Origin of the sequence: Streptomyces sp. NPDC060205, from assembly GCF_042728395.1 — a bacterium.
GTDB lineage: Bacteria > Actinomycetota > Actinomycetes > Streptomycetales > Streptomycetaceae > Streptomyces.
This window is the reverse complement of the sequence record NZ_JBHWZP010000161.1, coordinates 1-21,039: the sequence shown is the minus strand read 5'-3', so window position 1 is coordinate 21,039 and position 21,039 is coordinate 1. Positions and strand designations below refer to the sequence as shown.

The 21,039-nt window shown below is 71.9% G+C and carries 18 protein-coding genes, 1 tRNA gene and 1 pseudogene; 9 read left to right on the top strand and 11 right to left on the bottom strand.

The genetic code is table 11. The features are described 5' to 3' along the window. Positions 1–199: 199 nt before the first annotated feature. The 5 genes from ACFWGJ_RS25860 to ACFWGJ_RS25840 all read left to right on the top strand — a co-directional run bounded on the left by ACFWGJ_RS25860 (position 200) and on the right by ACFWGJ_RS25840 (position 5,358). Positions 200–322 (top strand): putative leader peptide, encoded by a 123-nt coding sequence (locus ACFWGJ_RS25860; RefSeq protein WP_387328823.1) that lies wholly within the window; start codon positions 200–202, stop codon positions 320–322. 77 nt (positions 323–399) lie between these two features. Next, positions 400–1,707, top strand: a complete 1,308-nt coding sequence (locus ACFWGJ_RS25855) for an LLM class flavin-dependent oxidoreductase (RefSeq protein ID WP_387328820.1) — start codon at positions 400–402, stop codon at positions 1,705–1,707. Between the two features lie 19 nt (positions 1,708–1,726). Next, entirely contained in the window at positions 1,727–3,127 is a 1,401-nt protein-coding gene (locus ACFWGJ_RS25850; protein ID WP_387328818.1) for an NtaA/DmoA family FMN-dependent monooxygenase, read from the top strand. Continuing rightward, the gene (locus tag ACFWGJ_RS25845; protein WP_387328815.1) at positions 3,124–4,215 is read left to right on the top strand and encodes an LLM class flavin-dependent oxidoreductase; all 1,092 of its coding nucleotides are present in this window, start codon (positions 3,124–3,126) and stop codon (positions 4,213–4,215) included. Before ACFWGJ_RS25850 ends, ACFWGJ_RS25845 begins: the two co-directional genes overlap by 4 nt. 15 nt (positions 4,216–4,230) lie before the next feature. Next, positions 4,231–5,358, top strand: coding sequence for an LLM class flavin-dependent oxidoreductase (locus ACFWGJ_RS25840; protein ID WP_387328812.1), 1,128 nt, complete (start codon positions 4,231–4,233; stop codon positions 5,356–5,358). A gap of 75 nt (positions 5,359–5,433) precedes the next feature. Here the strand turns inward: ACFWGJ_RS25840 and ACFWGJ_RS25835 are convergent. The 4 genes and pseudogenes from ACFWGJ_RS25835 to ACFWGJ_RS25820 all read right to left on the bottom strand — a co-directional run. Continuing rightward, positions 5,434–6,471: pseudogene (locus tag ACFWGJ_RS25835) on the bottom strand (RNA polymerase sigma factor); the annotation flags it as partial. Positions 6,472–6,816: 345 nt separating this feature from the next. Then, positions 6,817–7,743, bottom strand: a complete 927-nt coding sequence (locus ACFWGJ_RS25830; protein ID WP_387328809.1) for a diacylglycerol/lipid kinase family protein — start codon at positions 7,741–7,743, stop codon at positions 6,817–6,819. An 80-nt stretch (positions 7,744–7,823) separates the two neighbouring features. Next, positions 7,824–7,913 (bottom strand) — tRNA-OTHER (locus ACFWGJ_RS25825). A 111-nt stretch (positions 7,914–8,024) separates the two neighbouring features. Beyond that, positions 8,025–8,663: a TetR/AcrR family transcriptional regulator gene (locus tag ACFWGJ_RS25820; RefSeq protein ID WP_387328807.1), complete on the bottom strand. Its 639-nt coding sequence runs from the start codon at positions 8,661–8,663 to the stop codon at positions 8,025–8,027. 122 nt (positions 8,664–8,785) lie between these two features. Between ACFWGJ_RS25820 and ACFWGJ_RS25815 the strand changes: the two genes are divergently transcribed. Genes ACFWGJ_RS25815 through ACFWGJ_RS25805 form a run of 3 tightly spaced genes read left to right on the top strand, consistent with a single transcriptional unit; the run spans position 8,786 to position 13,123 of the window. Next, complete coding sequence (locus tag ACFWGJ_RS25815; protein ID WP_387328805.1) at positions 8,786–10,423, top strand: MFS transporter; 1,638 nt, start codon at positions 8,786–8,788, stop codon at positions 10,421–10,423. Next, complete coding sequence (locus tag ACFWGJ_RS25810) at positions 10,420–12,408, top strand: MmgE/PrpD family protein (protein ID WP_387328802.1); 1,989 nt, start codon at positions 10,420–10,422, stop codon at positions 12,406–12,408. Before ACFWGJ_RS25815 ends, ACFWGJ_RS25810 begins: the two co-directional genes overlap by 4 nt. Continuing rightward, complete coding sequence (locus ACFWGJ_RS25805) at positions 12,398–13,123, top strand: hypothetical protein (RefSeq protein WP_387328800.1); 726 nt, start codon at positions 12,398–12,400, stop codon at positions 13,121–13,123. Before ACFWGJ_RS25810 ends, ACFWGJ_RS25805 begins: the two co-directional genes overlap by 11 nt. Positions 13,124–13,162: 39 nt before the next feature. Here ACFWGJ_RS25805 and ACFWGJ_RS25800 read toward each other — a convergent pair whose 3' ends face one another. The 7 genes from ACFWGJ_RS25800 to ACFWGJ_RS25770 are packed head-to-tail and all read right to left on the bottom strand — an operon-like array spanning position 13,163 to position 19,782. Then, positions 13,163–14,128, bottom strand: a complete 966-nt coding sequence (locus ACFWGJ_RS25800) for a VlmB-like protein (RefSeq protein ID WP_387328798.1) — start codon at positions 14,126–14,128, stop codon at positions 13,163–13,165. Positions 14,129–14,130: 2 nt separating this feature from the next. Beyond that, positions 14,131–14,628, bottom strand: coding sequence for a flavin reductase family protein (locus ACFWGJ_RS25795; protein ID WP_387328796.1), 498 nt, complete (start codon positions 14,626–14,628; stop codon positions 14,131–14,133). After that, complete coding sequence (locus ACFWGJ_RS25790) at positions 14,625–15,146, bottom strand: hypothetical protein (RefSeq protein ID WP_387328794.1); 522 nt, start codon at positions 15,144–15,146, stop codon at positions 14,625–14,627. The genes ACFWGJ_RS25795 and ACFWGJ_RS25790 overlap by 4 nt, the downstream gene beginning before the upstream one ends. Next, complete coding sequence (locus tag ACFWGJ_RS25785) at positions 15,146–15,625, bottom strand: type II toxin-antitoxin system RatA family toxin (RefSeq protein WP_387328792.1); 480 nt, start codon at positions 15,623–15,625, stop codon at positions 15,146–15,148. The genes ACFWGJ_RS25790 and ACFWGJ_RS25785 overlap by 1 nt, the downstream gene beginning before the upstream one ends. Positions 15,626–15,633: 8 nt before the next feature. Then, a complete protein-coding gene (locus ACFWGJ_RS25780) occupies positions 15,634–16,893 on the bottom strand; it encodes an aspartate aminotransferase family protein (RefSeq protein WP_387328790.1) in 1,260 nt (419 codons plus the stop codon). 13 nt (positions 16,894–16,906) lie between these two features. Beyond that, positions 16,907–18,055, bottom strand: a complete 1,149-nt coding sequence (locus tag ACFWGJ_RS25775) for an acyl-CoA dehydrogenase (RefSeq protein WP_387328788.1) — start codon at positions 18,053–18,055, stop codon at positions 16,907–16,909. A gap of 53 nt (positions 18,056–18,108) precedes the next feature. Next, positions 18,109–19,782 carry an aldehyde dehydrogenase family protein gene (locus ACFWGJ_RS25770; protein WP_387328786.1) on the bottom strand — a complete coding sequence of 558 codons (1,674 nt, stop codon included), beginning with the start codon at positions 19,780–19,782 and terminating at the stop codon, positions 18,109–18,111. Between the two features lie 181 nt (positions 19,783–19,963). On the opposite strand from ACFWGJ_RS25770, the gene ACFWGJ_RS25765 reads away from it, so the two are divergent. Then, positions 19,964–20,962 carry a phosphatidylglycerol lysyltransferase domain-containing protein gene (locus tag ACFWGJ_RS25765; protein WP_387328784.1) on the top strand — a complete coding sequence of 333 codons (999 nt, stop codon included), beginning with the start codon at positions 19,964–19,966 and terminating at the stop codon, positions 20,960–20,962. Positions 20,963–21,039 lie beyond the last annotated feature (77 nt).

The following is a 21,039-nucleotide window of genomic DNA, read 5'->3' as shown; positions in this document are numbered from 1 at the left end:
CCCCTAGGGGGCGAGGGCGAAGCCCCGCCTTCAGGGGCGCGGGGAACTGCGCGCTCAGCCCCCACCGAACCCGCACACGACAACGCACCGCCCGCCCAAGGAACCGCCGAGATCAAATTCGTACTGCCGGAAGAAAAGGAACAGCCGTACTGTTGTGAGCGTCGACGAGGAGACGAGCCGCAGAACGGAGGTGCCGCACGTGAGACCGCACCCCGTGCCCCGCCCCCGTGTCCCCACGCTCACCCCGCGCCGCCGCGTACGCCTGTACTCGCGGCAGCACATCGACCTGTTGCGCGTCGCCGGCGCGCTCTGTCGTCCCTGACCCGTACCTCCGCGGCCCCGCCCTCCGCACCGTGAGGGCCGGCTTCCTCCACGGTCGATCAGGAAGGCACCCCCGTCGTGTCGTCAGTACCTTCTTCCGCCCTGCCCTCTTCCTCCTCCGCCCTGCATCTCGCCGTCGCGCTCGACGGAGCCGGCTGGCATCCCGCCGCGTGGCGCGAACCGGTGGCCCGCCCCAGGGACCTGCTCACCGCCGGCTACTGGACGGACCTCGTCACCGAGGCCGAGCGCGGTCTGCTCGACTTCGTGACCATCGAGGACGCCCTCGGCCTGCAGTCCTCGCACTTCACCGAACCTGACGGACGCACCGACCAGGTCCGTGGCCGGCTCGACGCCGTCCTGATCGCCGCCCGGGTCGCCCCACTGACCAGCCACATAGGTCTGCTGCCGACCGTGGTGGCCACGCACACAGAGCCCTTCCACATATCGAAGGCAATCGCCACGCTGGACTATGTGAGCACCGGCCGTGGCGGCGTACGGATCCAGGTGTCGGCCCGCCGCAACGAGGCCGCGCACTTCGGCCGCCGTACGGTCCCGTCGTTCCGCATCGAGGACCTGGAGAGCCCTGCCGTACAGGAGTTGACGGTCGACCTCTTCGACGAGGCGGCCGACTACGTCGAAGCGGTACGGCGGCTGTGGGACAGCTGGGAGGACGGCGCGGAGATCCGGGACGTCGCCACGGGCCGCTTCATCGACCGGGAGAAGTTGCACTACATCGACTTCGAGGGCGCGCACTTCAGCGTCAAGGGACCCTCGATCACACCGCGGCCCCCGCAGGGACAGCCGCCCGTCGGGGCGCTCGCCCACGACACCGTGACCGGTGCGCCGTTCCGGCTGCTGGGCCGCAGCGCCGACCTCGGGTTCGTCACCCCGCACGACACCGGACAGGCCCGCGCGATCGTCGCCTCGGTACGTGCCGAACAGGACGCGGCCGGGCGCACGGGGGAGCCCCTGCACCTCTTCGGCGACCTGGTCGTCTTCCTGGACGACGACCCCGCCGAGGCCACGGCCCGCAAGGAGCGGCTGGACGCCCTCGCGGGGTACCCGTACACGAGCGACGCCCGGATCTTCACCGGCACCCCGTCCCAACTGGCGGACCTGCTGGAGGAGTTGGGCGAGGCCGGACTGACCGGCTTCCGGCTGCGGCCCGCCGTCGTCGGCCACGACCTCCCGGCGATCACCCGGGGCCTGGTCCCCGAACTCCAGCGCCGGGGCGTCTTCCGGCACGCGTACGAGGCCGACACCCTGCGCGGACTGCTCGGGCTCGCACGCCCGGCCAACCGGTACGCCGCTGCCTCCGCCGAACCCGCAGCCGCCGCGGCCGACGCAGCCGCCGACGCCGACGCCGACGCCGTCACCACCGCCTGAGCCGGAAGGACCCACGAACATGAGCGAGCCCCGCAAGCCCGTCAAGCAGATCCACCTCGCGGCCCACTTCCCCGGCGTCAACAACACCACCGTGTGGAGCGACCCCCAGGCGGGCAGCCACATCGAGTTCAGCTCCTTCGCGCACTTCGCGCGCACCGCCGAACGCGCCAAGTTCGACTTCCTGTTCCTCGCCGAAGGCCTGCGCCTGCGCGAACAGGGCGGCAAGATCTACGACTTGGACGTCGTCGGACGGCCCGACACCTTCACGATCCTGTCCGCGCTCGCCGCCGTCACCGAACGCCTCGGGCTCACCGGCACCATCAACTCCACCTTCAACGAGCCCTACGAGGTGGCACGGCAGTTCGCGAGCCTCGACCACCTCTCCGACGGGCGCGCCGCCTGGAACGTCGTCACGTCCTGGGACGCCTTCACCGGCGAGAACTTCCGCCGCGGCGGCTTCCTCCCGCAGGACGAGCGCTACTCCCGGGCCAAGGAGTTCCTGGCCACCGCGAACGAACTCTTCGACTCCTGGCACGGGGACGAGATCGTCGCCGACCCGGCGACCGGTACCTTCCTGAGCGATGCCAAGGCCGGGGCCTTCGTCCACCAGGGGCAGCACTTCGACATCGAGGGCCAGTTCAACGTCCCCGCCTCCCCGCAGGGCCGCCCGGTGATCTTCCAGGCCGGTGACTCCGAGGAGGGCCGCGAGTTCGCCGCCGCCGGAGCCGACGCGATCTTCAGCCGGTACGCCACCCTCAAGGAGGGCCAGGCCTTCTACGCGGACGTCAAGGGCCGCCTGGCCCGCCACGGCCGCACCCACGACCAGCTGCTCATCCTGCCCGCCGCGACCTTCGTCCTGGGCGACACGGACGCCGAGGCCGCCGAACTGGCCCGCGAGGTGCGCCGGCAGCAGGTCAGCGGGGCGACGGCGCTCAAGCACCTGGAGTTCGTCTGGAACCGCGACCTGTCCGCGTACGACCCGGACGGGCCCCTGCCCGACGTCGACCCCGACCTCGGCGAGCACACCGTCGCCCGCGGTCGGGCCCAGGTGCGCATGTACCGCGATCCGCTCGCCACCGCCCGCGAGTGGCGCGAGCTGGCCGCCGCCAACAAGTGGTCCATCCGCGACCTGGTCATCGAGACCGGCAACCGGCAGGCCTTCGTCGGCTCGGCCGAGACGGTCGCGCGCACCATCGACGAGTTCGTGCAGGCCGACGCGAGCGACGGCTTCATCCTCGTCCCGCACATCACCCCGGGCGGCCTCGACGTCTTCGCCGACACGGTCGTCCCGCTGCTGCAGGAGCGCGGCGTCTTCCGCACGGAGTACGAGGGCACGACCCTGCGCGACCACCTGGGCCTTGACCGGCCGACCGCCCGGTCCGGCTCCGCGGCCCGGGGTCAGCGGGCGGTCGCCTCGTGAAGTTCCTGGCGATCACCCTGATCGTGCACGCGCCGGACCCGGTCACCGGCATCCAGAAGTCCACCGCCGACCGCTTCCGCGAGGTCCTCGACAACGCCCTGCTGGCCGAGGAGCTGGGCTTCGACGGCTTCGGCGTGGGGGAGCGGCACGAGCGCCCCTTCATCTCCTCCTCGCCGCCCGTCGTCCTCAGCCACATCGCCGCCCTCACCTCCCGCATCCGCCTGTTCACGGCGGTGACGACCCTCAGCCTCCTCGACCCGGTCCGCGCGTACGAGGACTACGCGACCCTGGACCACCTGTCCGGCGGGCGCCTCGAACTGATCATCGGCAAGGGCAACGGAGCCGCCCAGCGCGACCTGTTCCACGTCACGCCCGAGGACCAGTGGGACCGCAACGCCGAGAGCTACGAGGTGTTCCGCACGCTGTGGCGGCAGGACAAGGTGACCGCCGCGACCCGCTTCCGCCCGGAACTGGTGGACGCCGAGGTGTGGCCCAGACCGCTGCAGCAGCCCATCCGCGTCTGGCACGGCAGCGCCACGAGCAGGGAGTCCGTCGACCTCGCCGCCCGCTACGGCGACCCGCTCTTCTCGGCGAACGTCTCCAACCCCATCGAGCCGTACGCCGAGTTGATCCGGTACTACCGTGAACGCTGGCAGTTCCACGGCCACGACCCGGCCCGTATCGCCGTCGGCGCCGGTACCGCGGGCTACTACGCGGCCCGTACGTCACAGGAGGCGGTCAGCGCCTACCGGCCCGTCTTCGAGGGGCAGTTGGCGTTCCAGAAGCGGCTCGGCCTCGAACCTGTCTTCCCCACCCTGGAGGACTTCGTGGAGCGCAGTTCGGCCCTCATCGGCAGCCCGCAGCAGATCATCGACAAGGTGCACCGCTACCACGAGCAGTTCGGCCACACCGTCCTCCATCTCCACGCGGACGCCGGTGGACTGACGGCCACTCAGCACCGGGACTCGCTCGCCCTGTTCCAGTCGGCCGTCGCCCCGGTGCTGCGCCGCGAGATCCCCGACCCGCCGTTCCCCTGGGGTCCGGTGCAGACCGGACCCACGCCGGTGCCCGTCGCCGCCGATCGCTGAGGAGAACCCGTACCCATGTCCGACATCCCCCTCGGCGTCCTCGACCTGGTCCCGGTGTCGTCCGGCTCCACCGCGGCAGAGGCGCTGCGCAACTCCATCGACCTGGCCCAGCGGGCCGAACGGCTCGGCTACTCCCGCTACTGGTTCGCCGAACACCACCTCAACCCCGGAGTGGCCGGCACCTCCCCGGCGGTCGTGCTCGCGCTCCCCGCGTCCGCGACCTCGACGATCAGGCTCGGCTCCGGAGCCGTACAACTGGGCCACCGCACCGCCCTGTCCACGGTGGAGGAGTTCGGGCTCATCGACGCGCTGCACCCCGGGCGCCTCGACCTGGGCCTCGGCCGCTCCGGCGGCCGGCCGCCCGGCGGACCCGTACAGCCGCTGCCGGACGCGACCCCGGTCGTGGAAGGACGGGCCCCCAACGGGCTGCTGATCCCGCCGAAGTTCTCCTTCGCGCACCTGCTCGGCTCACCCCGTGTGGCCCTTCAGCTGAAACTGCTCAAGCAGCCGAACGCCGAATCGCAGGAGTACGGCGAGCAGATCGACGACATCCTCGCGCTGCTGGCCGGCACCTACCGCTCGGCGGACGGCATCGAGGCCCATGTCGTCCCGGGCGAGGGCGCCGACGTCCAGGTGTGGATCCTGGGCAGCAGCGGAGGCGAGAGCGCCGAGGTCGCGGGCCGGGGCGGTCTGCGGTTCGCGGCGAACTACCACGTCAGCCCCGGGACCGTACTGGAGGCGGTGGAGGCCTACCGGGCCGCGTTCCAGCCCTCCGACGTCCTCGACAAGCCGTATGTGAGCGTGTCGGCCGACGTCGTGGTCGCCGAGGACGACGCGAGCGCCCGTGAGCTGGCCGCCGGATACGGTCCCTGGGTCCGCAGCATCCGCACCGCCGAAGGCGCGATCCCCTTCCCCACGCCTGAAGAAGCTCGCGCCCACGTGTGGACCGAGGCGGACCGGGCGCTGGTCCAGGACCGTATCGACACCCAGTTCGTCGGCTCCCCGAGCCGGGTCGCGACCCAACTGGAACAACTGGGCGAGGCGACCGGCGCAGACGAACTGCTGATCACCACCATCACCCACGACCACGCCGACCGGGTCCGGTCGTACGAGCTGCTGGCGCAGGAGTGGCGACGGAGGTGACGGGGCCGGGGTGAGGGCGCGCGGGTTCGCCCGCGGCGGGGCTCAGCGCTCCGCCGCGGGCGAGCCGGGCGGGGCTCAGCCGAGGCCCACGTAGTCCTGCAGTGCCTGCGAGCGGGAGGGGTGGCGCAGTTTCGACATCGTCTTGGACTCGATCTGCCGGATGCGCTCACGCGTGACCCCGTAGACCTGGCCGATCTCCTCCAGGGTCTTCGCCTGGCCGTCCAGCAGGCCGTAACGGAGGGTGATGATCCCTGCCTCCCGCGGAGTCATGGCGGAGAGGACGGTCTGAATGGTGTCCCTGAGGAGACGGAACGACACCGCGTCGAACGGGGAGACGCTTTCGCTGTCCTCGATCACATCGCCGAGTTCCGTGCCGCCCTCCTCGCCCAGTGGCATATGCAGCGAAACCGGTTCCTTGATGTAGGTGTCGAGTTCCACGATCTTCGAAACGGGTAGATCCAATTTCTCCGCGATCTGCTCCAGCGTGGGCTCGACGCCCAGTTCCTGCAGCAATTCCCGACGAAGTCTGGCCACTTTGTTGATCGCTTCGACCGCGTGGACCGGAATGCGGATGGTGCGGCTCTGATCGGCCAGCGCCCGGGAAATCGCCTGCCGGATCCACCAGGTCGCGTAGGTCGAGAACTTGAATCCCTTGACGTAGTCGAACTTCTCGACGGCCCGGATCAGGCCCGTGTTGCCCTCCTGGATCAGGTCCAGGAAGTTCAGCCCGCGGCGCGTGTAGCGCTTGGCTATGGACACCACCAGCCGGAGGTTCGCCTCGGTGAGGTGCGACTTCGCCCGCAGCCCGTCCTCGGCGACGGCGGTCAGCTCCCGCCGGAACAAGGGGTCGAGGCCGCGCTCCTCGTCGAGCTTGCGCTGGGCGAACAGGCCCGCCTCGATCCGTCTGGCGAGATCCACCTCCTGCGCGGCGGTGAGGAGCCGGACGCGGCTGATCACCTTCAGGTAGTCGCGCACCTGGTCGACGGAGGCGCCGTCGGACGTGAGCACGGGTTCGGGGGCGTCGGACTCGTCGTCGGGAGCCGCCGCAAGGGCCTGGTGCTCCTGGTGGTCTGTCTCCATCGCGCTCAGCATCTCTTCCCGGGCTTCAGTCCCCGCGCACACTCAAGCAATGTCAACCAACGTGAACCAGGACCTCTGGGCCCTCGCAAACCCCGCATTCTCGTCATTCCACTTTCCGCTCATAAAGGTACACCCGCCTGAGCGGTCGGCGGCGGGGCGGAATTACTGCAAAACGCGGGTGAGAAGTATCACGTGAGCTGCGTGGTTGCTTTTCGGGACTTTTTGCGTACGTCCTGGACTCCGGCCGAGACATCCGCGGAGATCGCACGTACTACTGCACGGTCTCCGTCACCGGCCCGCAGGAGGAGAGCGGCATCTCGGGGTGGGTGGCGGCGACCGCCCACGGCGGTGGCACCGGGAGGGCGGGTGGCCCCGTTCTCACGCCGCCTCTGCCGGCGCCAGCACCCGCAGGGCCCGGGGCAGGACGTCCAGCGTGTACCGCGTGGCGTCGCCGGTGCGGACCAGGTCGCCGTCGTACTCGAAGAGCAGGGGGCGGCCGTCGGTGCGTTCCAGGACGATCCGGCGGCCACGGGCGTAGACCACGCCCTCGCGGCCCACGTGCCGTCCCTCGCGGGCCAGTCCGAGCAGTTCGGGGGTGGGCAGGGCGGTGCCCGCGACGCAGACGTCGAGGAGGCCGTCGTCCAGGACGGAGTGCGGGCAGGCCATGAAACGGCCGGCCCGGTAGCGTCCGCCGCCCACGTTGGCGCAGACGGTGTCGCCGGAGTGGACCTCGGCCCCGTCCACGGTCACCCGGCCGGGATAGGGCGGGAAGCCGGTGTCCAGGGCGTCGAGCAGTGCCTTCTCGTAGCGTTCACGGCCGCGCGCCGCGCTCCCACGGCCGCGGGCCGGGTTCAGTGTCCGGGCCGCGAGTCCGGTCGAGGCGCCCAGCAGCGCGAGGCCGCCCGTCTCCGCCACCCGGATCAGGTCCACCCGCCGTACGTGAGGCGTGGACAGGGCGGCTCGCAGGACCGGCTGCCAGGGACGGTCCGACCACAGTTCCCGGTAGAGGGAGTTGCCGCTGCCGCCGGGCAGGACCAGGAGGGCCGGGTGCTCGGGGGAGCCGGCCAGGCCCGTCATCAGCTCGTGCGCGGTGCCGTCGCCGCCCAGCGACACGAGTACGTCGGGGCCGCCCGGACCGGTGGCCGCCCTGGCGAGCGCGCGGGCGTGGCCGGGGTGCCGCGTCAAAATCAAGTCGACGACGGGACCGGCTTCCCAGACCAGCCGCAGCGCGTCCGCGGCGGTGTCGGCCGCGTACGACCCGGCAGCCGGATTCGCCACGATCAGAACGGACTTGGGAACGCTCATCGGCGGACTCCCCGACGCGATCGACGGCGGTATGACGACAGCAAGGACGGCACGGGCAGCGGGGACAGCAGGGACTGTCCTGGCGGAGAGGGCAGGATTCGAACCTGCGTGGGCTTGCACCCGAACCGGCTGACGCCGGCACCCCGTTGGGCCGCTGCGGGCACCTCTCCCGGTGGATCTCGGGAATCTCGTGGACCCCGTGGAACCTTTACGAGTCCGATGCTGCCGCAGACCGCTGAGACGCCGCTGAGACGGGGCTGAGATCAGCCACCGGTCCGCGGTCAGGGCGCGGCGGGCGCCGGTTTTGAGGGCACGGGCGGCCCGCCGAGACCGCGGTGCGTCAGTTCCCGTACCGCCGTCACGACCGCTTCCGGGTCGATGTCCTCGCCGCGGCTGATCATGTCGTCGAGCAGCCCGTCCGCCGCGTAGAACAGCATCCGGCACACCAGCCGGATGTCGCAGGCCTCGAACGCGCCCGCCCGCGCGCCGCGTTCGACGAAGTCGCCGACCAGGTCCACCACCCGCCGGTTCGAACTCCGGCACAGCTCCAGGGCCTTGGCGTTCGCCGAGCCGTAGACGATCCGGTGCAGCTCCGCGTTGGCCACGGCGTGCTCCACCAGGGCGCGCAGCAGCCGGTCCAGGGTCGGCCACCAGTCCTCGCTCTCCTCCAGCCGCTCCCGGGTGGCCTGGAGGAACCCGTCGACATACTCCTCCCAGATCGCGCCCAGCAGTTGGTCCTTGGAGTCGAAGTACAGATAGAAGGTGCCCTTGGCGACCTCGCCCGCCTCCGCCAGCTCCGCGACCGTCGCCGACTCGAAGCCCTTGTCCCGGAAGACCTTCGCCGCACCCCGTACCAGCGCGGCCCTGCGGTCCTCGGGACTCTTGGTGACCCGTTTGCGTCGTGCGACCGGCGGTGCCATCAGTTCGCCTTTTCTGTAAGGGAGTCGACTGACCGACGGTCATTCCGCGTTGACTGACTGACCGTCGGTCATTTACCTTCTCACGCAAGCCCCGCTCCGGCCCCTCACGGTGAGGACCCGCAATGAGCGACGCACCACGCGCGACCGGTGCACGGACCGCGCACCAGCGGGCCACGCACCACCCGGCCACGCGCCATTCGAAGGGCCTGCTCCTGGCCTTCGTCTGTTTCGGCGTGTTCATGGTCTACCTCGACGCCACGATCGTGAACGTGGCGCTGCCGGAGATCCAGCGCGACCTGGACGCCGGTCTGTCCGGGCTGCAGTGGGTGGTCGACGCGTACGCCCTCGCCTTCGCCTGTCTGCTGCTCACCTCGGGCACGGTCGGCGACATCATCGGCCGCAAAAGGCTGTTCCTCGGCGGTCTGGTCGGCTTCACGCTCAGCTCGGTGCTGTGCGCGGTGGCAGGATCGACGGAGACCCTGCTGCTCGGGCGGGCGCTGCAGGGCGTGTGCGGATCCATCATGATCCCGGTGTCGCTCGCGCTGGTCTCGGCGGCCTACACCGAGCCGGCCGCCCGCGCGAAGGCCATCGGCGTCTGGGCCGGGATCGGCGGACTCGCCCTGTCCGCGGGGCCGTTGGCGGGCGGAGTGCTCGTCGACACCGTCGGCTGGCAGTCCATCTTCTGGGTCAACGTGCCCATCGGGGTGCTCGCCACCGCCGTACTGGCCCGGCTGCTGACCGAGAACCGCGGACCGCGTGCCCGGCGTCTGGACCTCGTGGGACAACTGCTGTTCGTCGTCGCGATCGCCTCGCTGGCGTACGCGCTCATCGAGGGCAACAGCGAGGGCTGGACCTCCGCGCCCATCCTCGGCGCGTTCGCCGCGTCGGGGGCGGCGCTCGCGGCCTTCGTGGTGTGGGAGCTGCGGCAGTCCGAGCCGATGCTCCCGCTGAAGCTGTTCCGCAAGCCGGTCGTGGCGGTCGCGGGAGCGGTCAACTTCCTCAGCCTCTTCGGCCTGTTCGCGGCGATCTTCCTGCTCACCCTCCATCTGCAGAGCGTCCAGGGACTGAGCGGAATCGAGACGGGCGTACGGTTCCTGGCGCTGACCGTGCCCATCATGATCGCCTCGTTCGCGGCGAGCCTCGTCGCCGCCAGGACCGGACCGCGTGCCCCCGTCGTGGCCGGCTCGCTCCTCTCGGCGGCGGGTCTGTACGGCCTCACCGTGCTCGACACGGGAAGCGGCTTCGGCGCCTACTGGTGGGCGCTGGCCCTCCTCGGCATCGGCGTGTCCTTCACCGGCGCGCCCGCGACCGTCGCCCTGCTCGGGTCCGTACCGCCCGAACAGGCCGGCACCGCGTCCGGCATCTCGAACACGTTCCGCCAGGTCGGCGCCGTCTTCGGGGTGGCGCTCGCGGGGGCGCTGCTGCTGCGCCACCTGCGGGACGCGCTGCCCGGCGCGCTCGCCGGGGTGCCCATGCCGCAGGACGCCCGCGACCGTGCGTACGCGCTGCTCAGTGACGGCGACCTGTCCCGCACCGACGCCCTGCCGCCCGCGCTGCGACAGCCGGTGCTCGACGCGGTGGGTCCCGTCTTCGTCGACGGCATGCACCTCGTGCTGCAGGTCGCGGCGGCCGGCACGCTCGTCGGCGGGCTCTGCGCGCTGCTGCTCCTCGGGCGCGGAGCGGGGCGGGTCGCCGCTGACGCCCCGGCCGCGTCCGAGGTCGCCGAACCCGCCGGGACGACGACGGGAAGCGCCCGGTGACCTCCGCACCGGCCGACGCCTGCGGCGGTCGCACCCTGATCCGGCGTCTCGCCGACTGGGCGAGCGACCTGGAACTCGACGACGCCCCCGAGCGGGTCGTCGCTCACCTCAGGAGCCAGCTCCTCAGCCAACTGGCCGCCGCCCGCACCGGATACGCGCACCCGCTGGGCAGAAGGATCGCCCGGGCGTACGGCGGCCCGCTCCAGCCGGATCCCGCGCGCGCGGCCGTCTCCCTGGCGATGGCCGCGATCTGCCTGGACCACGACGACACCGCGTACGCGGGACACCTCTCGCACTCCTGTGTCACCGTGCCCGTGGTGTACGCGCGGCAACTGCGCCTCGACGGACGGCGGTTGCTCACCGCGATCCTGGCCGCCGACGAGAGCGCCGCCCGGATCACGGCCGCCGCGACCCTCGGGCCCTTCCGCGGGCAGGCCGCCGCGCACACCCACCTCGCGGGCACGGTCGCCGGCCGGCTCAGAGCCCTCGACGCACCCTCCCGCGCCTGGGTGAACGGGCTCGGCCTGGCCTTCTCCGTACCCCCGTGGACCCTCACCCCCGGCTTCCTGTCCACCGACGCCAAGGGGTTCGCCGCGGCGGCCCCGATCCAGACCGGCCTCGCCGCCTGCGACGGGGCCCTGGCCGGACTGCGCGGACCCGCGGACGTACTGGAACACCCGGAGGGGTTCCTGCGCCGGTACGCCGACGTGCCGCTGCCCGAGGAGGCGGTCGCCGGCTTCGGCACGCTCTGGCACACCGAGACGCTCTCCTACAAGACCCACCCGGGCAGCGCCTACATCGGCGCCGCCGTCGACTGCGCGGTCGACTGCGCGGCGGAACTGCGGGCCGCCGGGGCGGCCCCCGACGACATCGCGGAGGTCGTCGTCGCGGGCTCCCTGTTCACCAGCGGACTCGACCGGGCGTCCCGGGCGCGGCACATCGGCCCGAACGCGAGCGTCGCCGCCCTCAACTTCTCCCTGCCCTACAACGTGGCCACCGCCCTCCTCACCGGCACCCTCGGCCCCGCCGACCTGATGCCTCCCGCCGTCGAACGCCCCGAGCGCTGGAAACTCGCGGCGAAGGTACGCACCGTCCACGACCCGCTGCTCAGCCGGGCCGCGCTGCTGTCGACCGCGCCCCTGGGCCAGGCCCTGCGGCGCGCGGGCGAACACGCCGACGCCTGGGTGCGCGCGGCCGACGAACACGCCGCCGATCTGCTGCCCCCGGCCTGGCTGGCGCCGGAGACCGACTTCCGCTTCGCGACCAAACGCCTGGGCGCGCGCGTGACCGTACGGCTGCACGACGGGCGCGAGCTGACCGCTCACCGGGCGCAGGCCGCCGGAGCCGTGGGCGGCGGGGAGCACGCGGCGCTGGCCCGCGAGAAGTTCCTGCGCAGCGGAGGACATCCCGAAGTCCCGTACATGGTGGCGGAGTTGACCGACCTCGACGCGAACGGGGTCGTACGGCTGATCTCCCTTGCGCTGTCCGGAGCGGCGGACGAGGCGCAGGCGGAGATCCCCCGGGGCGAACGGCGGCGCCCCAGACGGAGTCGGCGGGCCCTCTCGGTGGACACCCGTGCGTTGGAGGGGGCGTACGGGCGTCTGCTGAGGTCCGCCGACTCCGTCCCCGACCACGTCCTGGCCGAACTCGCCCTGCAAGCAGGTGCGTTGGCGGCGTCAGGCGTTCTCTCGCGGGTGTCGGGGACGGCGGTCGACGCGCTGGTCGCCTCGGCGCCCCGGGACGTGCTCGTGGACCTCGTCCGCCGTAACGCCGCCCATCTGCTCGGTGTGCTCGACCGGATGCCCGCGGGCGACGACGGCCTGCGGCCGCAGGTCGTCGAGCAACTCCGCGCCCACGTCGAGCGCGCGGAGAAGAGCGCGAGGACGGGCATGGACACGGGCGTGGCGACGGGCGTGGACATGGGTGTGGCGACGGGCGGAAAGACCGGTGCGGCACAGAGCGCGGAGAACGCCCATGACGGATGACACGCACGCGCCGCCCCGCACCCCTGCCACGGAGGACGACGATCCGCGCTGTCTGCGTCCCGGCGAGGCGGTCGCCGCCCTCGCACACGTGCCCTGGCGGCGGGTGGTGATCCTCGGGGAGCACGAGTCCCGTCCGGCGCGGGCCGCCGTCGTGCCCGGCTACCGTGCGGTGAGCTGGAGCGACCGGGTGTCCGGCGCGCTCCGGGCGGCCCACCCCGACCTCGCCTGCCGTGCCGCGCGCGGCCGCAAGGACCTGTCACTGTTCGAGATGCGCTCCCGGCAGGTGCTGGACGCCCTCGTCTTCCGCGGCGACCTCGCGCTGATCTCGTGCGGCGGCCCCGAACTGCGGCAGGCGACGTTCGACCTCGACTCCGTGGAGAGCGAACTCAGCCGCGTCCTGGACTCCCTGCGGGGCGCCACCTACCGGCACGCCGTCGTGATCAGCCCCTTCGACCGGTCCACGGCGGCCGGACCTCCGGCGGACCCCGCCTCCCCGGCCCGCCGGGACGCCGTACGCGCGCGTCAGCTCCGGCTGGTCCAGCGCATCGCCCTGGTGACACTGCACCACGCGGCGCAGCACGTCGACCTGATGCGCCACCAGCGCGGGCTCGATCCGCGGACCCTGTGGGCGCCGGGGCCCGGCCGGCTCAGCAGCAGAGGGCACGCGGTGGCCGCCGCGGCCGTGGTACGTGCCCTCGCGCGCCGGCAGCCCTGAGCCGGCGGCCGTGCACCGACAGCTGTGACCCGGTGGTCGTCAGGCCGCCTCCGGGAGGCCCATGTACGCGAGCCGCCGGGACTGCATCTCCTGTGACCACCGCAGCGCCATGCCCACCCGCTCCTCGACGGTCGTGTCCACCAGCCGCCGGCCGGGCCAGATCTCGTAGTCGCCGACCAGGTCGGCGTGCTGGTCGAGCCCCTCCTGGAACAGGGCCTCGCGGCCCAGCACCATGTCCGTTACCGGCAGATCGCTCCACAGCCGCCGTCCGCGGACGATGAGGTCCAGGATCCGCGGCCGGTCCTCGGGGTGGGCGAGGAGATGCTCGCGGGCCACGGAGCTGCCGACCGTGAGATGGCGTATCTCGTCGATCCCCGCACCCCGCTCGATGTCGGAGACCGCCGGGTCGAAGATCCGCCACTTGCGTTCGCTCAGCTCGGCGGCCGGCGCCAGCACCCCCTCGACGAGGATCGTCAGCACGACCACACCGCCGATGAAGTCGCCCTGCTCGCGCAGGACCTGTAGACCCAGTTCCTCCAGCGGTGCGAGGACCGCGTCCCGGTCCGCCCCCGCGAGCCGCTCGACGTCGGCGGTCAGGTCCTTGACCCCCAGCGCGCCGAGATGGTTGCGGAACACCATGGAGTGCCGTGCCTCGTCGATCAGCTGGGTGGCGTAGAACTCCATCGTCTCCAGGGACGGCGCCAGCGCGACCAGGTACGAGATGGCCCGGGTCGCCTTCTCCTCGGCGATCGAGCGGAACGCCAGCTCCCGGGTGAGCGCCGTGTTCAGCGGGCCCGGCTCACGGGTGATGTCGAGCGGAACCACGTCCGGCGCGTGTCCGGCGATCTGTCCCCGCAGGGTGCCCTGGGGCACCGCGCGCAACCAGTACCCCAGATCGCAGGATGCGGCGGTCAGTTCGAGGTTCATCGCGCCCTCGACGAGCGAGGGGGCGTTCTCCCAGTCGGCCTCGGCCGGAACGGCAGTCATGCCGGTGATGTCAGTCATGCTCAGCTCCTGTCGTGGGTGGCGCTCGTGGGCAGGGTGTTCAGCAGGGGCGATCCGGTGCCGGCCCGGGAGGTCAGGACACGGGCCAGCACCAGTTCGTGGTCGCCGACCGCCACGGTCCGCTCGACCCGGCACTCCAGCCAGCCCACGGCGTCGCGCAGCAGCGGCGCACCGCAGGCCGAGCGGCCGTCCCACAGGCCGGTGGTGCCCGGCAGGTCCCAGCCGTCCGTCCGGTCGGAACGGGCGAAGCGCCGCGCCAGCGGGGCCTGTCCGTCGGACAGCGCGTTGACCGCGAAGCGGCCCGGGCCCAGCAGGGTCGCCAGCCCCCTGCTGCCCCGGCGCAGGGCCACGGACACCATGGGCGGGTCCAGGGAGGCGACGCACAGGGTGCTGACCGTGACGCCGTGGGCCTGTTCCGCCGGGCCGCACGTCAGGACCGCCACCCCGGCCACGGACCGCCACACCGCCGTGCCCTCGCTCAGAAGACCCGTGCCGGTCATGTCGCCCTCGCGTCGAACCGGTCGGCGAGCCGCCGCCCCTGATCGGCGCTCTCCATGGTGTCCATGCCGTCCGGGGACAGCGCCGCGTACTCGGCGCGGAATCGCTCGTACGCCGGATGCGTCTTTGGTTCGAAGCGCAGCCCGAACGGTTTGAGGAAGTTCCCGAACAGCGCCCGGTCGCCGAAGAGATGGATCGGCAGCACCAGCAGCGCCCACTCCGCGCCGGCCAGCCAGACCCACGCCAGCGCCACCAGACCCTGGGTGACGAGGCTGTGCATCACGTTGTAGAGGACGTGGTACGTCCGCCCGATCCGCCTGCCCCTGGCCCTCCGGTGGGCGACAGCCCCCGGCAGGTAGCCGATCAGGTCGATGTACACGAAGAGCGCGAGCGCCGGCAGCCAGCGCACCTCGTCCAGGTGGGCCAGGAACAGCGCCGTGGCGACGACGAGCCCGAGCCCGTACTCCAGCCGGATCAGCCGGTAGGTGACCGGTGTCTCGAAGAGGTTGTGCGCGTCCATCAGGCGGCCACCGCGGGTTCGGGCTCGCCCGTCGCCTCGGGGCCGACCACCGAAGCGCCGGGGAACAGGCCCGTCAGGACGGTCGCGATGGTCTCCTTGAGCACCCGCTCGGCCACCGGGTCCAGGATCCCCGCCAGACTCGGGATCCCGAAGTCGAACTCGGCGGCGAAATCGATCAGGCAGTCCGCGCCGACCCGCACCCGCCAGGTGCCGGTGAACTCCTCGAAGTCACCGTGCAGTTGACGGAAGGCGATCGTCAGACGCTCCTCGTCGAACCGGTCGGCCTCCGTCCAGCGCAGGATGCCGTTGCGGAAGTACACCGCCCAGTCACTGTGCTCCTCACCGTCCGGCCCTTCACGGACCGTCACCGACCGCACCACGGGCGACAGTTCGGGATAGCGGGCGAAGTCCCGGACCCGCCGGTACGCCTCCTCGGCGCCGACACCCCCGGTCCGTACCGTCAGTTGAGCGCTTCGCATGTCGCACGTCACCTTCCGTAGCGGGCCGACTGCGCACGGCAGGCCCGGTCGAGCGCTTCGTAGAGGAAGTCCAGGTCGCCGCGGGTCAGCACGGCGGGCGGTGTCAGCCGCAGGACCAGATGGGAGTTGAGCGAGTGGTTCGCCACGACCCCGTGCTCGATCAGCTCGATGAGGAGGTCGCCCGCGGGCCCCGGCTCGGCGAACTCCACGCCCATCAGCAGCCCCCGGCCGCGCACCTCGCGCACCGCACTGCCGTAATGCGCCCGGACGATCCGCCCCAGCACGTTCAGGATCTCCCCGCCCAGCACCCGGGCGCGGTCGATCAGTCCGTCCTCCTGGATCGCCGCGAGAGCCCCGCGCGCGGCGGCCATCGCCAGGGGGGCGCCGGAGAACGTCGAGGTGTGCAGATACGGGTCGCGGTCGAGCACCGAGAACGCCTCCGGTGTCGACAGCACCGCCGACACGGGGACGATCCCGCCGCTCAGCCCCTTGCCGACCAGCAGCAGATCGGGGCGGATGTCCTCGGCGTCGGCCCCCCACCAGCTGCCGAGCCGGCCCATCCCGGTCTGGATCTCGTCGAGGACGAGCAGGGCCCCGTGCTCCCGGCACAGCCGCTGCACCTCCCGCAGACAGCCGGGCGGCGGGATCACGACCCCGGCCTCGCCCTGCACCGGCTCGACGAACACGCACGCCTCGCCGGGCGCCGCCGCCAGCGCCCCGGCGAGCGCTGCGGTGTCCCCGTACGGCACATGTGTGACGTCGGGCAGCAGCGGCCGGAACGGGTTCTGGAAGACGTCCTTGCCGGTCAGGCTCAGCGCCCCCATGGTCTTGCCGTGGTAGCAGGACTCCATGGCGATCAGCCGGGTCCTGCCCTTCGTGCGGGCCACCTTGATCGCGGTCTCCACGGCCTCCGCCCCCGAACCCGCGAAGTGCACACGCTCCAGGCCCGGCGGGGCGACGGACACGAGCGCGTCCGCGGCGAGGGCGGCCTGCGGCTCAAGGAAGAGGCGGGTCGCCACGGGATGGGAGTTGAGCTGCTCGGTCACGTACCGCAGGACGGTGGGGTGCCGGGCGCCGGTCAGGAAGACGCCGTAGCCACCGCAGTTGAGGAACCTGCCGCCGTCGGCCGTGGTCACCCAGGCACCCTCCGAGGCGACCTCCACATGGCCGCCGAACATCTCGCCGAGGGTCGCCCGGCCCTTGCTCAGCCGGCTGCGGTACAGCCGGCCCAGCTCCTCCCGTGCGGTGGTCGCGGGTGCGACGGTCATGACGGTCCCCGCCTCACGCGAGCCGCAGCGGACTGCCCGCCACGTGCTCCAGGTAGGGGGCGGCGAAGCTCGCCCGGGACGGTGGATGGAAGCCGAGCCCGTGCGAGACGGCGGCGAGATACGCGACCTCCGACGAGGCGATGAAGGCCGTCCCGCCGAGCATCTCGACCGCCCGCCGCACGGCCCCGCCCAGCGCGTCCTGCGCCGCGAACCGTGCCACGAGCGCCCTGCCGAGCGCCTCGTCGTCGCTCTCGCCGTCCCGCAGCATCCGGGCGACCCCCTCAAGGAGCAGGTTCGCCGTCTCCAGCCGCATCACCAGGTCGGCACGGTCCGACGTACTGTGCTCGCGTACGAGGGCACGCTCCACCAGTGCGCTCGCCGCGCCCGAGTAGCTTGCGGCGATGAGCAGTTCGAACCACAGGAAGCCGGTCGTCTGCAGTGCGTCGAGCCGGCCCGGTTCGGCGGCGGCCGTCCGCATGAGCAGCTGCTCGTCCACGAAGACGTCGGTCAGCCGCACCTCGTCGCTCTCCGCCCCGGCCAGGGCCCAGCTCCTCCAGAAGGGGTGCACGCCGATGCCCTCGGTGGCCCGGGGCAGCAGCATCACCGCCAGCTCCGTACCGCCACCGCCGTGCTCGGCGTCCTTGGTGGGCAGCGCCACGCTCGCGGTGAGCAGGTCCATCGACGCGGAGAGGCTGCACGGCTTCTTGCTGCCGTTGACCAGATAGCCGCCGTCGACGGCCTCCGCCCGGACCGTCGGGGCGAGGATGCCCTGCCCCGGCCGCCCCTCCGCGAACCCGGAGGCCACCAACAGGCCCTGCTCCGCGATGCCTTCGAGCAGGGCCCACTCCATGCCGGAGCGCTGCACGCTGTCGGCGAGGGTGAACAGGGTGGCCACGGAGAAGTGGTGCATGGTCGTGGCGACCGCGAGGGACGGTGAGTGGGCGCCGACCGCGCGGACGACCGCGAGCGCCTGCAGCGGGTCCGCTCCACCACCGTGATACCTGGTGGGAATCACCAGCCCGGGGCCTCCGCAGGCCCGGAAGTGGTCGAGCGCGGGGCTGCCCGGCGCCTCCAGTTCGGCCAGCGGGAGGTCGTCGAGCTTGTCGAGCAGGCCGGGGAGAAAGGCCTCACAGGTCTCCCGGGCGTGGTCCATCGAACGCATGGGGTCCTCGAACTGTCGGATGACTGAGTGTTGGTGAATGACCGTCGGCGTGGTTACGCGGCGCGTCCGTCGGCGCTGTGGCCAGGTGTCGCGCGGCGGTCGCCGGTGCCGAAGACCGCGTCCCGGGGGCGGATCCCGCCCGGGGAGACGCTGACGCCCTGGACGTGCGTGGTGCGCAGGGCCGGGTAGTTGGCCTCGCCGAACACCCCGCCGGTCAGACCGGTGCCGCCGTGCGAGGGCAGATAGGGCAGGAACCCGATGTGCGAGTCGTTGACCTTGAGCAGACCGCCCTCGGTGACCCGGTCGACGAAGCGGTCGACCACCTCGCGGTCGGCGGCCCACAGCGAGTTGCGCAGCCCGTAGCCGGTGCTGTTCACGAAGCCGATGAACTTCTCCAACAGCCGCTCGTCGTCGTCCGGTTCGGCCACGATCACGGGCAGCAGCGGGAAGAACGTCTCCTGGCTGACGGCCGTCATGCGCCGGGCGTCCGTCAGTCCGCGGACGAGGACGACGGTCGGCTCCAGGAAGATGCCCGCCGGGTCGCGCGTACCGTCGACGAGCATCGCGTGCCCGCCGCAGACCAGTTCGGCGCCCTGCAGCAACGCGTCGTCCAGGCAGTCGAAGAACTTCTCGTTGCGCAGCACCGGTGTGAGCAGTACGCCCTCGTCGCCCGCCCGGCCGGGCCTGATGAGGCCTGCCTGGCGGACCAGTTCGGCCAGCAGCGGCTCGGCGACCTCCGGATGGACCACGACCTGGTTGGGGATCATGCACAGCTGGCCCGAGCCGAAGAACCCCTCGGTCAGCGCCTCGGCGGCCAGCTCGACATCGGCGTCCTTCCAGACCGTCACCACATCGTTCCCGGCCAGCTCCAGGATCGGCTTCTTGCCCGCCGCCACGCACCGGTCCTGGAAGCGGAGGCCCGCCTCGCTGCTGCCGAAGTACATGACGTCGTCGACCAGCGGACTGTCCAGCCAGGCGTTCAGCAGGGGAGCGGGGTCGCCGCAGACCACCCCGAGCGTGCCGGGAGGAGCGCCCACTTCGTCCAGCACGGGGGCCACCAGCTCCTGCAGCGCGTACATCACCCCGAGCGGACCGCTCCTCGGAGCGCGTACGACCAAAGCGTTGCCCGCGAAGATCGCGTGGACCCCGAGCAGGGCGCTGGCCATCGGGGCGTTCTGCGGCGGGTTCAGACAGACCACACCGTCGGGCCTGCGGCGTACGGAGATCTCCCGGACGCCGTGCCGGAACTCCTGGTGCAGCTGCGAGTGGTAGAAACCGACGGACTCGGGACCCCAGCACTCCAGCATCCCGGAGACCTGCCAGCGGGCGAGCACCCGCGGGTGCCCCTCCTGGACCAGGATCTCCTCGATCTCCTCGGCACGTTCGGTGATCCGGCGGTGCAGCAGCGCGCACACCCGGTCGAGCCGGACCTCCAGCGGCACCGCGGCCCACTCGACGGCGGCCCGGGACGCGGCCTCCAGCGCCAGCCGCACCTCGTCAGGACCGGCCTTGGCGACCCGGCCGACGATCGAGGGCGGCAGCTCCCCGCCCGGACCCTGGCCGCGTTCGAGGCGCCGCTTGAGCGTCAGGTTGGAGAAGGCGTCGTCGAGCAGGGCCGCCGCGTCGACCACGTACACCCAGTCGTCCCCCTGGACGCTCCGGCCGCCGATGTACGAGCCGTAGCTCCGCGCCCCCGGACCCAGCCGCACCTCATTTCCCTCAGCCACTTCACGAGCCCTCGCCTGTATTCCGGTCACACCGGCCCCCCGATCGATCGCGCGTTGATGTCCCACAAGCTGCCAGCCGCTGCTGAGAAGGGTCTGACACCGCACTGAGACGGGCGTTTCAGGAGGATCGAAGGGCGGGGCGCGAGGGTGGGGAATCGACGCGACGACAGGGGGACGGGATATGTCAACCACCCGGGAGACGGCGACATTCGACAGGGTTCTGTACGCGCTCGGCGCATACGCGGAGAATTCCAGCGCGTTCCTCGCTCTCAACACCGGGAACGAGTACTTCACCCGGCCCGGGAGCGCGGGTGTGGTCGTCTTCCGGTGTGCGGGACGCTATCTCATCCAGTTCGGCGGACCTTTCGCGGCCGAGAACGAGAAGGCGGAACTCCTCGCCGCCTTCCTGGAATTCGCCGCCGCGCAGCGCCGGCGGGTCGTCGCCGTACAACTGCAGGGCGAGGACGTCGACCTGCACGCCCGTGCCGGGTTCACCGTGAACCAGATCGGCTGCGCCTACGCGCTGGCGCTGCCGGACTTCACCCTCAAGGGCACCCGCTTCGTGAAGCTCCGCAACAAGATCTCGCGGGCCCGGCGGGCGGGTCTTGAGGTCGACGAGGTGCCCCTCGGCGAGGTCGCCGACGAGCTGGCGGCCGTGGACCGGCCCTGGCTGCGGGCCAAGGGACGGCATGTGAAGGAGATCGAGTTCCTGGTCGGGCAGCTGGGCGGCCCCGCGCAGGCCGAACGGCGGCTCTTCGTGGGGCGTATCGAGGGGAAGGTCGTCGCCTACATCTCGTACTCGCCGGCGTACGGCCGGCACTCCGGATGGCTGCACGATCTGACCCGCCGGGTGCCGTCGAGCCCGCCCGGGGTCCTGGAGGCCGTCAACCTGCGGGCCATCGAGGTGTTCCGGAGCGAGGGCGCGCAGTGGCTGCACCTCGGGTTCACGCCCTTCACCGGGCTGTCCGAGGAGCACGAGACGGCTGCGGCCAGCGCGCTGACCGGCCGCTTCCTGCGGTTCCTCGCCGACCACGGGGAACGGGTGTACCCGGCCGCGAGCCAACTGGCGTACAAGGAGAAATGGGCGCCCGGGCTGGTGCTCCCGCAGTACCTCGCCTTCCACGGGCGGGCCCGGGCGGGCGCGGTGTGGCGGCTGCTGCGGGTGACGAAGTCGGTGTGACGGCGGTGAGGGCGGCCAAGCCGGTGCGCCGGTGGTGGGGATGACGGCGCTGGGGCGGTGCCGTCGCCGGGTGGGTC

Excerpts from the sequence above, each read along its gene's own strand:
- ACFWGJ_RS25795 (WP_387328796.1), bottom strand. The coding sequence starts at position 14,628 with ATGACCGGCACGGGTCTTCTGAGCGAGGGCACGGCGGTGTGGCGGTCC.
- ACFWGJ_RS25785 (WP_387328792.1), bottom strand. The coding sequence starts at position 15,625 with ATGCGAAGCGCTCAACTGACGGTACGGACCGGGGGTGTCGGCGCCGAG.
- ACFWGJ_RS25850 (WP_387328818.1), top strand. The coding sequence starts at position 1,727 with ATGAGCGAGCCCCGCAAGCCCGTCAAGCAGATCCACCTCGCGGCCCAC.
- ACFWGJ_RS25780 (WP_387328790.1), bottom strand. The coding sequence starts at position 16,893 with ATGACCGTCGCACCCGCGACCACCGCACGGGAGGAGCTGGGCCGGCTG.
- ACFWGJ_RS25840 (WP_387328812.1), top strand. The coding sequence starts at position 4,231 with ATGTCCGACATCCCCCTCGGCGTCCTCGACCTGGTCCCGGTGTCGTCC.
- ACFWGJ_RS25815 (WP_387328805.1), top strand. The coding sequence starts at position 8,786 with ATGAGCGACGCACCACGCGCGACCGGTGCACGGACCGCGCACCAGCGG.
- ACFWGJ_RS25820 (WP_387328807.1), bottom strand. The coding sequence starts at position 8,663 with ATGGCACCGCCGGTCGCACGACGCAAACGGGTCACCAAGAGTCCCGAG.
- ACFWGJ_RS25765 (WP_387328784.1), top strand. The coding sequence starts at position 19,964 with ATGTCAACCACCCGGGAGACGGCGACATTCGACAGGGTTCTGTACGCG.
- ACFWGJ_RS25775 (WP_387328788.1), bottom strand. The coding sequence starts at position 18,055 with ATGCGTTCGATGGACCACGCCCGGGAGACCTGTGAGGCCTTTCTCCCC.
- ACFWGJ_RS25800 (WP_387328798.1), bottom strand. The coding sequence starts at position 14,128 with ATGACTGACATCACCGGCATGACTGCCGTTCCGGCCGAGGCCGACTGG.
- ACFWGJ_RS25830 (WP_387328809.1), bottom strand. The coding sequence starts at position 7,743 with ATGAGCGTTCCCAAGTCCGTTCTGATCGTGGCGAATCCGGCTGCCGGG.
- ACFWGJ_RS25790 (WP_387328794.1), bottom strand. The coding sequence starts at position 15,146 with ATGGACGCGCACAACCTCTTCGAGACACCGGTCACCTACCGGCTGATC.
- ACFWGJ_RS25805 (WP_387328800.1), top strand. The coding sequence starts at position 12,398 with ATGACGGATGACACGCACGCGCCGCCCCGCACCCCTGCCACGGAGGAC.